13 protein-coding genes and 1 pseudogene are annotated in these 13,405 nt (G+C 63.8%); 12 read left to right on the forward strand and 2 right to left on the reverse strand.

The features are described 5' to 3' along the window. Window positions 1–467 precede the first annotated feature (467 nt). Together GT613_RS14905 and GT613_RS14910 are read right to left on the reverse strand one after the other, a co-directional pair. Window positions 468–1,526: a lactonase family protein gene (locus GT613_RS14905; protein WP_009305080.1), complete on the reverse strand. Its 1,059-nt coding sequence runs from the start codon at window positions 1,524–1,526 to the stop codon at window positions 468–470. Beyond that, a complete protein-coding gene (locus tag GT613_RS14910) occupies window positions 1,523–2,197 on the reverse strand; it encodes a YitT family protein (protein WP_009305079.1) in 675 nt (224 codons plus the stop codon). Before GT613_RS14910 ends, GT613_RS14905 begins: the two co-directional genes overlap by 4 nt. A gap of 263 nt (window positions 2,198–2,460) precedes the next feature. Between GT613_RS14910 and nrfD (GT613_RS14915) the strand changes: the two genes are divergently transcribed. The 12 genes and pseudogenes from nrfD (GT613_RS14915) to GT613_RS14970 form a co-directional block, all read left to right on the forward strand. Then, entirely contained in the window at window positions 2,461–3,444 is a 984-nt protein-coding gene (gene nrfD, locus GT613_RS14915; protein ID WP_009305078.1) for an NrfD/PsrC family molybdoenzyme membrane anchor subunit, read from the forward strand. A 13-nt stretch (window positions 3,445–3,457) separates the two neighbouring features. Next, window positions 3,458–3,853: a GntR family transcriptional regulator gene (locus GT613_RS14920; RefSeq protein WP_009305077.1), complete on the forward strand. Its 396-nt coding sequence runs from the start codon at window positions 3,458–3,460 to the stop codon at window positions 3,851–3,853. Between the two features lie 33 nt (window positions 3,854–3,886). Further along, window positions 3,887–4,876, forward strand: a complete 990-nt coding sequence (locus GT613_RS14925; RefSeq protein ID WP_086414844.1) for a slipin family protein — start codon at window positions 3,887–3,889, stop codon at window positions 4,874–4,876. Between the two features lie 146 nt (window positions 4,877–5,022). Continuing rightward, entirely contained in the window at window positions 5,023–5,235 is a 213-nt protein-coding gene (locus GT613_RS14930; RefSeq protein ID WP_198161585.1) for a helix-turn-helix domain-containing protein, read from the forward strand. Next, window positions 5,225–6,370, forward strand: a complete 1,146-nt coding sequence (locus GT613_RS14935) for a type II toxin-antitoxin system HipA family toxin (RefSeq protein WP_086414842.1) — start codon at window positions 5,225–5,227, stop codon at window positions 6,368–6,370. Before GT613_RS14930 ends, GT613_RS14935 begins: the two co-directional genes overlap by 11 nt. A 294-nt stretch (window positions 6,371–6,664) precedes the next feature. Beyond that, window positions 6,665–9,130, forward strand: coding sequence for a molybdopterin-dependent oxidoreductase (locus tag GT613_RS14940; protein ID WP_009609000.1), 2,466 nt, complete (start codon window positions 6,665–6,667; stop codon window positions 9,128–9,130). Continuing rightward, window positions 9,130–9,753: a 4Fe-4S dicluster domain-containing protein gene (locus GT613_RS14945; RefSeq protein ID WP_009609003.1), complete on the forward strand. Its 624-nt coding sequence runs from the start codon at window positions 9,130–9,132 to the stop codon at window positions 9,751–9,753. Before GT613_RS14940 ends, GT613_RS14945 begins: the two co-directional genes overlap by 1 nt. An 11-nt stretch (window positions 9,754–9,764) precedes the next feature. Continuing rightward, window positions 9,765–10,991, forward strand: coding sequence for an NrfD/PsrC family molybdoenzyme membrane anchor subunit (gene nrfD / locus GT613_RS14950; RefSeq protein ID WP_009608994.1), 1,227 nt, complete (start codon window positions 9,765–9,767; stop codon window positions 10,989–10,991). Window positions 10,992–11,066: 75 nt separating this feature from the next. Beyond that, window positions 11,067–11,423: a hypothetical protein gene (locus tag GT613_RS14955; protein WP_035577462.1), complete on the forward strand. Its 357-nt coding sequence runs from the start codon at window positions 11,067–11,069 to the stop codon at window positions 11,421–11,423. Window positions 11,424–11,448: 25 nt separating this feature from the next. Beyond that, window positions 11,449–11,925, forward strand: coding sequence for a DUF4405 domain-containing protein (locus GT613_RS14960; protein ID WP_050792431.1), 477 nt, complete (start codon window positions 11,449–11,451; stop codon window positions 11,923–11,925). Then, window positions 11,885–13,213 (forward strand): radical SAM protein, encoded by a 1,329-nt coding sequence (locus tag GT613_RS14965; RefSeq protein ID WP_240132904.1) that lies wholly within the window; start codon window positions 11,885–11,887, stop codon window positions 13,211–13,213. The genes GT613_RS14960 and GT613_RS14965 overlap by 41 nt, the downstream gene beginning before the upstream one ends. After that, window positions 13,210–13,405: pseudogene (locus GT613_RS14970) on the forward strand (molecular chaperone TorD); the annotation flags it as partial. The gene GT613_RS14965 and the pseudogene GT613_RS14970, both read left to right, overlap by 4 nt.

The raw sequence follows: 13,405 nt of genomic DNA on the forward strand, positions 1-13,405 counted from the left end.
TGGATGCCAGCCTTCGCCGAGCGCCTGGCCGCCGAGGCGCGCCATCCCTTCTACCGCGCGGCGGCGGCCTACTTGGGGGCGCTCGTCGGGTAGGACGTTGCCAAACCGGCCGATTCCAGCCATCTTGCCGCGATCATCTGACCAGGTAAAACAATGTATATTACCTGGTCAGAAGCGTGGCAAAAAACGACCGTATTGGTAACCGGCTGTTCGGCCGCTTCGTCTCGCGTTCGGTCGAGGCGGCGAAATCCGGTAGAGATTCACGGTTCAGGCGCAGATCGGGGTGCTTCGTGGCTTCGAAGAAGCCTGATAACGCGGAAATCCCTGGTAAAGCATCTCGATGTCGGCCTATGTCGTGCCCAGTCCGTGATTTTCTGCCACATTCTGCCGACGCAATCGCACGTGCGTTGAAAGCGCGAAATATTTGGCGCGTTTCGGTCGTCCGTTGTGTGGCCGCCGCTCGCGGCTTACGCGTCCCAGATGACGCACGCCGGTTGTGGCACGTCCACGCACGCGACCGCTCGCAGCATCCCGTCGGCATCGCGTTCGAACAGGCGCACGTCGTCGCTCGCGAGGTTGGCGACGGCCAGAAAGCGCCCGTCGGGCGACAGCGAGAAGTGCCGCGGCCCCTTCCCTCCGGACGCAACGTCGCAGCGCCCCGCAACCCGTCCCTGGCCGTCCACCGGGAAGACGACCAACTGGTCGCTTCCGCGCACCGACGCGTACAGTTGCCGCCCGTCGGGCGAGAACGCGATATGCGCCGCCAGCGCGTCGCCGCTCGGCGCCTGCGGCAGACTCAGCTGCTCGACGATCCGCCAATGCAGCCCGCCTTCGTCGATTCGGAACACCAGCACGTCGCACGCCAGCTCGTTCACCAGCGCGGCCATCGGCAGACGCGGGTGGTACGCCACTATGCGCGGCCCCGACCCTGCCGGCACGCGCACGGTTTCCGCAGCCGTCGGCGCGAGCATTCCGCACGCGTCAACCTGGTAGATCACAAGCGCGTCGAGCCCCAGGTCCACGGCGACCAGCAGCCGCGTTCCCGGCACGAAGCTCAGCGAGTGCACATGGGGCCCCTCCTGCCGATCGTCCCGCAGGCCGCGCCCTTCGTGGCGCCGCGACGGCACGCCCGCCGCCAGACGCCCGTCGTCCAGCAGCGCGCAGCAGGCGACGGATCCGCTCAGATAGTTCGCCCCGAAGAGGTTGCGTCCGTTCGGATCGGGCAGCACGAAGCACGTGCCCGCATCGTAGGGCGCCGTGCACGCTCCGCGGCAGGTCAGCGAGCCGTCCGGCTCGATGGCGTAGGCGGCCATCCGCCCGCAGGAGTCCAGCTCGTGAGCGGCGAACAGCAGCGATCCGCGCTGCGCCAGATAGGTTGGGTTCGCCCCGCAGCCGTCCGCGCGCACGACGTGCGCCTCGCCGCCGCCTTCGCCGAACACGATCGTGCGGATCCCGCCGCGATCGGCGCCGTCGGTGTAGCTGCCGACGAACAGCCGCCGCAGGGCAGGAGCAACATCGGCGCTCATGAGCGCTCCTCCGCCAGTTCCTCGGGGTTCAGAATTCCGAAGCGGCGGTACAGCGGCAGCGTGGCGAACCGATTCCACGCCGTGATCAACGGTCCGGTGAAGAACGCGGCGATCACGGTGAACACGCCGATAGGCCCGCCCGCCAGCACCGCCAGGACGGTCACGGAGATGTCCTGCGTCATGCGGCACGCCGTGTACGAGAAGGGCAGGCGCTCGGCGGCGATGGGCGCGATGGCGTCGATGGGCGCCACGCCCATGCGCGTCTTCAGGTACAGCGACACGCCCAGCGTGAACAGCAGCGTGCCGACGACCAAATGAACGCCGGCGCTGACCAGGCCTTCGAACTTCGGCAGAAAGCCGAGCAGCCACGTGAACAGCTCGATGAGGTAGCCGACGCCCACCATGTTGATGAGCGTGCCCAGGCCTATCTGGTACTTGTCCAGCGCGAACACCGCCGCCAAGATCGCCAGGTTCACCAGCAGCTGGAACGTGCCGAAGTCCATGCCCACGCGCGCGCTGAACCCCAGGTTCATGGCGGTGAACGGGTCGACGCCCACGTTTCCCACGCGGCACACCGTGGTGCCCAGCGCGATGCACACGACGCCGAGGCATGAGAGCAGCAGCTTGCCTTTGAGGTTGTAGGTGTGGCGCAGGTCCATCCATTTCGCCATGAGCCGTCGCCTTTCTTGCGGGGATGATCCGTCGATTCGCCAAGTATGGCCGGGGAGGGCCGCAATCCCACCTCGCGGCCGCTCTTTGTGCGGAACCTGTCAGGGCTTCGCCATGCGCCCGGCACGCAGCGGGGAAGGGCGGCCGCCGACTGGCGCGACCCACCCCGCGTATGACACGTTGTCATATCAAACGCTTCCGTTTTGTGCGATACTGACCCCAGCGCAAAAGCGCTCGGGCGCGCGGAAGGCGAAGGAGGGGGACGATGTTCAGCGTTTTGGCGGTGGGCTATCTGTTCCTCGGCGGCGCGGGCGCAGGCGCCATCGCGGTTGCGTCGATCCTCGACCTCGCGTGGGTGAGGGCTCCATTCGGGCATGCGTCGCGCATCGGCATCGGGGAGGCGACGCCGCTTGAGCGCACGGTGGCCGTCGGCATGCTCGCCGGGTTCGCGGCGCTCGCGCTCGGCATGCTGTTCTTGCTGTTCGACCTCGGGCGCATCGATCGCGTCGCCTCGCTCTTGCTGCGGCCCTCGCTCTCGTTTCTCACGGTGGGCACCTACGCGCTCGCGGGGCTGGCGGCATGCGCGGCGCTGCTGGTGGCCGTGCGGTTCGCCTATCTGCCCAGCGTGCCGCGCGGAGCGGTCCGAGCCGTCGAGGCCGCGGCTGCGGTCGTGGCCGTTGTGGTCATGCTGTACACCGGCCTGCTGCTGCAGAACACGGGCGCGGTGGCCTTGTGGAGCTCTCCGCTCGTGCCCGTGCTGTTCCTGCTGTCGTCGCTTTCCTGCGGGATCGCGACGCTTCTGCTGGCGGCGTACTTCGCGCCGGCGGATGCGGCCACGGCATGGCTTTTCCGCATGCTCGCGCGCGTCGACGCCCTGATCGTCGTGCTAGAGGCCGCGGCCGCGGCGCTGTTTGTTGCGTTCGCGCTTGCCGACGACCATCCGGGGGCGGTCGCGTCCGCCCAGCGTCTTGCGGAGGGCGACTTGGCTTTGTGGTGGTGGGTGGGCTTCGCGCTGTGCGGGCTCGTCGTGCCGCTGGCGGTGGAAGGCGTGCTGTCAGCGCGCGGCTCCTTCTCCGAGGCGTGCCGAACGGGGCTGGCCGTGGCTGCCGTGCTCGTGCTGGTGGGCGGGTTCAGCATGCGCACCGCCCTGGCCGAGGCGGGATCGCATCGCGAGCTCGCGCTGGAAGGCGCGGCGGCGGAGCAAACGTCCGAAGGCGAGCCGACCGGGCTCGAACTTCGATTGGAATAGAAAGAACGGACACGTGGCCCTATTCGAGATAAACGAGAAGAGCAGCATCCCCATCTGGCTGCAGCTGAAGAACCGGTTCATCTACCTCATCACCTCGGGGTACTACAAGCCGGGCGACCAGCTGCCCACCGTGCGCGGCCTCGCCGCGGACGTCGAGGTGAACTACAACACGGTGAGCAAGGTGTACATGAGCCTCGAGCAGGACGGCTACATCCAGTCCAAACGCCGCCAGGGCGCGTTTGTCCTCGATGTGTCCGACAAGCCGGGCGTCAGCATCTCGTCCACGGCCGAGATCGTCACGAGCGAGTACCTCAAGCGCTGCTTCGAGCTGGGCATGTCGCTGGAGGACATCGAGCAGCAGTTCGCGCTCAGCTTGAGCGAAGCGAAAACCAAGCGGGACGCAGGCTAGAGGCCGCGCCCGAACGCGAAGGGAGATCGAACGATGAAACGCGACAAGCGAGCAGGCGCGGAAGCGGGCGTCGGGCCGGCGGGGTTCCCGACGGGCACCTTGCCTGCGTATTCCGACGGCCGCAGCGCCCCCGACAACATCCGTTCGGCGACCAACCGCAGCCGCGCCTCCCGCAACGGGGCCGTCGTGTTCGCCGTGGTGGTGTTCGTGCTGGCGTTCGGCATCGTGCTGGCCGCAGCGCAGGCGGCGTTCGGGGAGATCGGCCTCGTCGCCCTCGTAAGTGCGGCCATCGTCGGGTGGCTGGCGTCCTCGTCGGTGCACATCGTGCTGGAGTGGGAGAAGGCGGTGGTGCTGCGCTTCGGCAAGTTCAACCGCGTGGCGGGCCCCGGCATCGTGTTCACCTGGCCCATCGTCGAGTTCTACACGTTGCGCATCGACCAGCGCGTGGCCACCACGTACTTCGGTGCCGAGGAGACGCTCACGAGCGACCTCGTGCCCATCAACGTGGACGCCGTGCTGTTCTGGATGGTGTTCAGCGCCAAGAAGGCGTGCGTGGAGGTGGAGGACTACTCGGCCGCCGTGGCCTGGGTGGCCCAGACGGCCATGCGCAAGGCCATCGGGCGCGCCACCGTGGCCGAGGTGGCCATGCGACGCGATCAGCTGGACGCCGAGCTGAAAGACGCCATCGAGGAGAAGCTCAGCCCCTGGGGCATCGACATCATCGACGTGGAGGTGCGCGACATCGTCGTTCCGAAGGAGCTGCAGGAGGCCATGGCCATGGAGGCCGTGGCCGAGCGCAAGAAGAACGCCCGCATGGTGCTGGCCGAAGCCGAGAAGGACATCTCCGAGATGCTGAAGGACGCCTCCGAAGTGTACGCCGGCGATCAGGACGCCATGAAGCTGCGCACGATGCATCTGGCCTACGAAAGCGTCGAGCAGTCGGGCGGCACGCTGGTCATCCCCAGCGCCTTCAGCGAGGGTTTCGCGCCGAATGGGCAAGAGGCGTCCCGGCAATCGGAATAGACGTGGTAGGCGATAATCAACAATAGCTACTATACGAGCTAAAATTGCAAAATTGATAGATTTAAGCTAATATACGAGCTATGATTACCTTGCTTGACCAAGAAACTCCGGACGATATCGCTGAGGTGCTCGCTCAGCGCGTTCGCATGCGTCGCAAAGAGCAGAAGCTCACCCAGGCTCAGCTGAGTCGCAAAGCCGGCGTGAGCCTCGGGTCGTTGAAACGCTTCGAGCATGACCATCAGATATCGCTGCAATCGCTCATCAAACTGTCGATAGCTTTGGGATGCGAGTCCGATTTCTCCGAGCTGTTCTCCAAGAAGGGGTACTCCTCGATTCAGGAGGTTCTCGATGAGCGATAGCTCCCTACGCGATGTCGATCTCGATATTCGTTCCGTCCGAGTTCTGTGCGACGGTCGTGCGGTGGGAACGCTCGCTCTTTCTGCCGACGGCGTGCTTGCATTCGAGTACGACGACGCTTGGTTGGGGGAGGGCTTTAGCATCAGCCCGCTCAGCCTTCCGTTGGAAAAGCGCGTGTTCGTCGCGCAGCGACATCCGCTCGATGGCGTGTTCGGTGTGTTCGACGATAGCCTGCCTGACGGATGGGGGCGTTTGCTGGTCGATCGGTTGCTTCGATCTCACGGCATCGATCCGTTCGCCGTGAGTCCCATCGCCCGGCTTGCCATCGTGGGGTCCAACGGCATGGGCGCACTCGAATATGTTCCGGAGATACCGTTAACGAGTCCTGCGACTTCGACGGACTTCGATGAGCTGGCTCAAGAATGCGCGAACGTGCTCGCTGCTGACGGCTCCCAAGATCTTGACACATTGTTCGCGATGGGCGGATCGTCGGGCGGCGCGCGTCCGAAGGTGCTGATCAGCATCGATGGCGAGGATTGGATCGTGAAGTTCGCCTCTTCCCAGGATGATCGCGACATCGGCGAAAGCGAATACCGATATGCTCTCGCGGCCAAAGCGTGCGGAATCGATATGCCCGAAGTTCGCCTGTTTCCCTCGAAGCGCTGCTCGGGTTATTTCGGCGTACGCCGCTTCGATCGGGTCCCCGATGCATCGGGTGTTGCGCGCAAGGTGCACATGGTTTCCGCCGGCGCGCTTTTGGAGACGTCGCATCGAATCCCCAACTTGGACTACGAGACTCTCATGCGCCTCACGCTCAAGTTGACGGACAGCTTCGAGGAAGTCGTGCGTCTGTACCGGCTCATGTGCTTCAACGTGCTGGCGGGAAACAGGGACGATCATGCGAAGAACTTCTCGTACCTTTACGACGAGGATCGGGCGGTCTGGACGCTGTCGCCTGCGTACGATCTCACGCGCAACGCAGGCATGAACGGCGAGCATGCCACGACGGTGAACGGAAAGGGCAAGGGAATCGGGCTGGACGACCTTGTTTCCGTGGGCGTCAAGGCGGGCTTGTCGAAGTCGAGCGCGCGGACGATAGCCGACGAAGTGCGGCAGGCGACGGCGGGACGGCTATAAGCTCTCATACCATAACCTCCATGATAACCCTTTATACTCCCAGTTCAACCTCTATATCCTCAAAATAGTATAACTTCCTGTCATATCCTGTCATACATTGTTATTGATAATCATAGTGACGTATGGCAGACTATGACAAGAAGGAATCGGCCGATTCTGATATGAGGGGGAATATCGGAACCTGTATCGGAGCGCACGCGCACCCATGCAGCCGGAGGGGGATACCCGTACGCGGAACACTCACCTTCTTACGATGATCCCCAGGCATTCTGCAACATGAATGGAGGAGGAGACATGTCTGAAACGAAGAGCCCGCTCGGCGGACTCACGCGTAGAGGCTTCCTGAAGACGACGGGTGCCGTCACGGCCGTCGCGGCTGTCGCAGGCACGGGCGCTGCGCTGGCGCCGATGCCGGCGAATGCGGAGGGAAGTTCATCCGCCGATGGCGAGCAGACGTTCAGGAGCGCATGCCGCGGCAACTGCGGTAGCCGCTGCCCCTTGGAGGTGACGGTGCGCGAGGGCAAGGTGGTCAAAGCCCGTCCCATGGATATGCCCGGCGAGGATGCCGTCCGCAAGCGCTTCTGCGTGAAGGGGTTCAGCCAGCCGCAGCGTGTGTACGATACCGACCGGCTCAAGTACCCCATGAAGCGCGTCGGGGAGCGCGGAGCGGGCGAGTGGGAGCGCATCAGCTGGGACGAGGCTGTTAGCACCATCGCGGAGAAGATGGGCGCGGCCATAAAAGATTACGGTGGCACATCGGTTGCCGTTTGGTCCTCGTATGGTTCGTACGGCGTTCTGAACGGTGCGATGGCAGGCTACATGTCCGTTGCCTACGGTCGCTTCATCACGGCCGTCGGGGGCTCGGTACTGGGAGCCGGTGCCGATACGGCGCAGCAGCATGAGCAGTCGACGCTGCTGGGGATTTCGGGCAACGACTTCGTGGATGCCGCCAACGCCAAGACCATTATCTCTTGGGGCGGCAATCCGGCGGAAGCGTACGTGCATGCGTGGCAGTTCGTGTGCGATGCGCGCGAGAAGGGCGCAAAGCTCATCACCATCGACCCGCAGTTCACCGCGTCGGCCATGCACTCCGACGTCTACGTTCCCGTCCGGCCGGGCACTGACGGCGCGCTCATGCTGGCCATGGCTAATCATATTATCGAGAACGGCTTGATGGACGAAGAGTTCATGCGAAGCAGCACGGTGTCTCCGTTCTTGGTGAAGGAGGACGGCACGTACCTTCACATGAGCGATCTGGGCACGCCTGCCACCGAGGGTCCGGTGGATCCTCGCACGGGCAAGCCCACCGTGATCGATCCGGTTGCGGTGTGGGACGAGGCTGCCGGCGCACCTGCGACCGCCGATGCCGCGCAGAAGCCCGCCATCGAAGGATCGTTCGAGGTGCAGGGTTTCGCCGTGAAACCGGTCTACCAAGTTGTCAAGGAGAGCATCTCCGAATACACCGTCGAGAGGGCTGCGGACATTTGCGATCTCCCGAAGGAGCAGATCGAGGAACTGGCCCGCGTGTATGCCACCGAAGGCCCCGTGTACGTCATGACGTTCCAGGGACTCGGACACCATGCGAACTCCCATCACAACTTCAAGAACCTCGCGTTCCTTGCGGCTCTGACCGGCAACGCCGGTAAGCCGGGCGCTTCCATCTGCGGCAGCCCATCGACGGGCATGGTGGGCTACAACGTGAAAGCCTACATGTTGGGAACTCCCGGTGCCAGCTTCTGCGGCATGTACCTCCCGAAGGTCATGGAGGAGAAAAAGTGGGCGGGGCAGGATCTCGAGATCCGCGTTCTGTGGTGCTGCAACGGCAACATGCTGTCCTGCGAGTCGGGCCGTCAAGACCTCATCGACGCGGTCAAGAAGATCGACTTCGTGGTGTGCGCAGACGTCAACATGACCGACACTGCGCAGTGGGCCGACATCCTTTTGCCGGTGCCCCATTCGTTCGAGGTGCAGGATTTCGACCCGGTGTGCTCGGTGCCGTATCCCACGTTCACCCAGAAAGCGCTCGATCCCCTGTACGAATGCAAGACCGATCTGGAGATCATGCGTTTGGTGACCGCGAAGATGGGCATGGACATCTACCCGAAATCGGACGATGATTTCTTGAAGGAAGTCATCGACACCGAGGCCAACGTCAAGCAGGGCTGCACGTTCGAAGAGCTTAAGACGGGCAAGCTGGTTCGCGATGCTTCTTACACCGATTCGCGTATGGTGCCGAAGTTCGGCAGCGCCGAGGCGCAGCGTTTGAAGTACTACCTCGAGAAGCCCACGCCGCGCAACAACTTCGGGCAGAAGATCGCCGATTGCGAGCGTCTGCCTTATTACGAGCACGCGAACGAGGCATACGAGGAGAATCCGCTGCGCGACAAGTATCCGCTGTTCGGATGCAGCGAGCACAGCAAGTATCACGTGCATTCGCAGCTGGCGTACACGCCGGTCATGCGCGAGCTCGAGCCCGAGCCGTTGCTGAAGGTCAACGCGACCGATGCCGCCGAGCGCGGAATCCAGCAGGGCGACTACGTGCGCGTCTACAACGATCACGGCTATGCCGTGCTCAAGGCGCGTGTGACCGAGGGCATCAAGCCGGGAGTCGTCTCTATTCCGCACGGTTTCCAGGCTAGCCAGTTCGTCGAGGGGCATACGCAGGATCTGACGAATGTGTACATGAACGATTTCTGCTCGAACAGCGCCTTCTACGACTTCCTCTGCGAAGTCGAGAAGTACGAAGGGGGTGTGAGGTAATGACCCGCTACGGCATGGTCATCGACACGAAGCGATGCGTGGGGTGCAACGCCTGCTCCGTGAACTGCAAGATAACGAACAACCTTCCCGAGACAAATTGGTGGACCCGGGTCCTCACGGAGGGCGGCGACGAGATCGACACGCCGGCCGGCGTCTTCCCTGACGTGTCGATGCGCTACATCACTGTAGGCTGCCAGCATTGCGAGAACCCGGCTTGCACGAAGGTGTGCCCTGTGGGGGCAACCTACAAAGATCCCGAGACGGGCGTCGTGCGCCAGGACTACGACAAGTGCATCGGCTGCCGTATGTGCATGGCGGCTTGCCCGTACACGGGCGTGCGCTCGTTCAACTGGGAGGAGCCGAAGTACCCCGTCGACCATGCTGTCGGCGATGCAGACGTCCCGAAGCACCAGAAGCATGTGGTCGAGAAATGCACCTTCTGCTACCAGCGCCTTGCCCGTGAGGAGGTGCCGGCATGCATGGAGTTGTGCCCGGCCCGCGCCCGTCACTTTGGTGACTTCGACGATCCGGATTCGGAGGTGTCGAAGCTTGTCAAAGAGCGCTCCTACGAGCAGCTGCTGGCCAGCGAAGGCACGAAGCCGTCCGTGTACTACCTCGTGTAAGGGGATTGATCATGTCTGAGAACGTATCGGCGGAGAAGTCCGTCAAGGTTTCCGCTGCCGGATTCGGCGGCAAAGGGGTTGCTGTCGCCATCGTGGTGGCGGCCATTCTCACCGTCGGCGGTTTGGCTTTGTGGGCATTTCAGCTGACCAGCGGCATGGTGAACACCAACATGCGCAATCTGGACTCGTGGGGGCTTTACATCACGATGTTCATGTTCCTCGTCGGTCTGTCCGCCGGCGGCCTTATCATCTCGAGCGCTCCGCGCGTGTTCGGCATGGAGGGTTTCGGCGGCGTATCGAAGATCGCCGTGTGGACCTCCATCTGCTGCACGGTGCTGGCGATCGGCTTCGTCGTGATCGACCTCGGCCAGCCGCTGCGCCTTTGGGAGCTGTTCGTGTACTCCAATCTCGGCTCGCCTTTGATGTGGGACATCATCGTGCTGGGCACGTACCTGATCCTGTCCATCGTGTATTTGTGGGCTATGCTGCGCTTCGAGGGCGGCAAGGGCTCTGCCGCTGCCTTGCGCGTGGTGTCCGCCATCGCTCTGGTGTGCGCCGTGCTCGTTCACTCGGTCACCGCTTGGATCTTCGGTTTGCAGCAGGGTCGCGAGATGTGGCATACCGCGCTTCTGGGCCCCTGGTTCGTGTCGTCGGCTCTGGTGTGCGGCGTGGCGCTCGTGCTCGTCGTGGTCATCGCGCTGCGCAAGGCTGGTTACCTGGAGCTCGCGCAGGAGCACGTCGTCAAGATGCTCAAGCTCCTCGGGGTGTTCGTGATGGTGGATTTGTACTTCTTTGGTTGCGACTTGCTGACCGAGGGCTTCCCGGCCGGATCGGGGGCGGAGGTCGTCGCCATGCTGACCACGGGTCCGCTCGCTCCTTTCTTCTGGATCGAGGTCGTCGGGTGCGCCGCCACGGCGGTCATCGCCTTCGTGCCGAAGCTGCGCACGAACCCGCTTATCGTGATCGCAGCGGTGCTGGCCATCGTGGGCATCTTTTGCAAGCGCGTGCAGCTGCTGGTGGGCGGCTTCCAGATCCCGAACCTCGATATGCCCGCCGTCGTGTCCGGTCCGGCTCTTACGGATGCGGGTGCGGCTCTGCAGAGCGCAGGCGGATCGATGGTGTACTTTCCGTCGATGCTCGAATTCGGCGTCGTGCTGGGCGTTTTCGGGCTGGGCGCGCTCATGTTGCTGCTGGGCCTCAAGTTCCTCCCGTTGAAGCCGACTGAGCGTTCGCACTAGATACGATCCGTTTTTCGGCGGGGCGCCTGAACCATCGGGCGCCCCGCCGTGCGACATGGAGGGGTGGCGAACGAGATGCTGAGGAAAGCGATCATCACCTTGGCGACGTTCTTTTTCGCGGGGGTCGTCGTGTTCGGGGCTGTTGCGGCTGCGAGTCCGGCGGTGGGGCTTCCCCGGCCTATCGAGCCCCACTCGCCTTGCCCGGTCGTCGGGTGCGCGTCGGGGTCGTGCCATGGTTTCGGCGATGTGCCCGAGCCGGATGGCGTGCACGAGATGGCCTGTCCCGAGGCGGGCTGCGCCAGCGTCGAGTGTCATGCGTGGGATACGCTGGCGACGCGCTATCACCGCGCGTCCGATGCCAGCTTGAACCTCTGGATCTTGGCGCCGGTCGTACTCGTCGGGCTGCTTGTTCTGATCGTGCGAAAGCTTTAAGAGGGGAAGTGACCTGGTGAAGCGGATGCTCGTTGTTGATTTCTCGGCGTTTCTGACTTATGCGCTTGCAGCGCTTCCCTCGTTGACGGGCGTGCCTGCGCACGAATGGTTTGGTTTGGCCTTGCTGGCGCCCGTTTTCGTCCATTGCGCGCAGCATGTCGATCGGGTTGCGCGCGCCCTTCCGCGATGCGTCCGCGAGGCTCGTTTGCGGAACTGCGGGCGCTTGGCGCTCGATGCCGCGTTGCTCGTGGCGCTCTCGACCGTCTTCGTGTCGGGATTGGGCATGTCGGGCGCGGTGCTGCAGACGTTCGGCCTGTATGCCGAGGGGTATTATACGTGGTCGCCTCTGCATGCCGCGGCGGCGAAGGCGTTGCTCGCGCTTCTTCTCGTGCATATGGCCGTGCATGCGGGTTCGCTGTACAATCTGCTGAAACGTCGCGGCGTTGCAAAGGCCGCCGCGCATGGCAACGGAGGTTTTGACGATGAGCGCCGATCTGCTTGAGGCGAGGCCCACGCTGCGCGCGTGGCTTGACGAATATGCCGCCATCGAAGCCGATTATCTGGCTCGGCTTGCCGATTGGGGTATCCGCATCGCGCCGCGTGATGCGGATGCGGATGTGGTCCGTGCGGCGAAGGATCGGCTGCGGGAGAAGGGCGCGCAGTTCCGCAACGGCGATGCCGGCATCGTCTGCGGCAACCTGTCGTCGGCGTGCGTGGCCTGCACGGGAGGGCGGGGGAGCAAGACGTTCTTCCTGTCGCTTGCATGCAATCGATCTTGCTATTTCTGCTTCAACGCCAACCAGGCCGACTACGCCGATCGCCTGCGCGTGAACGATGCGTGGCGCGACGAGGTCGATGCGTTCGCCGATGCGTGCGGCGGCGAGGTCACCCATGTAGGGTTGACGGGGGGCGAACCCTTGCTCCATGCCGACGAGTCCGTGGCGTTCTGCGCTTACGTTCGCCAGCGCTTTCCGCGTGCCCATATCAGGTTGTACACCGCCGGCGATTTCCTTGACGAACCGCTGCTCGATCGCTTGCGCGACGCCGGGCTCGACGAGCTGCGCATGAGCATCAAGCTGGACGTTCTCGACGTCGATCGCGCCGATGAGATCATCGATGACGCCGTCGACGTGCTTGCCCGCACGAAGCGCTTCATCCCGCAGGTGATGGTGGAGATGCCCGTGATACCGGGCACGGGCAAGGCGATGCGTCGTCTGCTGGATCGTCTTGATCAAGTCGGCGCGTTCGGCATCAACCTTCTTGAGTTCTGCTACCCCATGGGAGCTTGGGACGAGTTCGAGCGCCGCGGCTTTTCGGTGAAGAACCCGCCGTTTCCCGTGCTGTACGACTACGGCTACGCAGGCGGTCTGCCGCTGGCGGGCAGCGAATCCTTGTGCTTGGAGCTGTTGGAGTACGCGCTTGACGAGGGGTTGTCCCTTGGCGTGCATTACTGCTCGCTCGAGAACAAGCATCGCGATCAGATCTGCGTTCAAAACGGCGCTTGCTCCGTCGATGCGGGCGTGTACGAGCGCGATCCGCATGATTTCTTCCTGAAAACGGTGAAAGTATTCGATGGCGACGTCTCCCTGGCGCGGCGCGCGCTGGAGGCGTGCGGCATCGGCGCGTTCTCGCTTGAGGACGAAGGCCTTAGCCTGGCTTTCCATCCGCGTCACATCTCTATCGTGCAAGCGCTGCCCGTCGTATTGTGTCGATCGATCAACGTGCTGGAAGAAACCGCGGATGGCTTCATCGTCCGCGAGCTGAAACTGGAACCTGTGAAAGGCGCATGACGATGACTGTTGACGAGCTCTGGCAAACCCGTGCCGCCGCTTGGGAGCTCGCGGCGCTGAGCCTGCGCTACCCGGGCGCGGAGCTGGCCGGGGCCGCGGCGGGCGGCGAGTGGGACGAGGCGGCGGGGGAGATCCTGGCCGCGCTGGGCCTGCCCGCGGAGGTCCCCGCGGCGGCGGGCGATCCCGCAGGCC

It is taken from the genome of Eggerthella sp. BIOML-A4 (assembly GCF_009875575.1).
Lineage (GTDB): Bacteria > Actinomycetota > Coriobacteriia > Coriobacteriales > Eggerthellaceae > Eggerthella > Eggerthella lenta.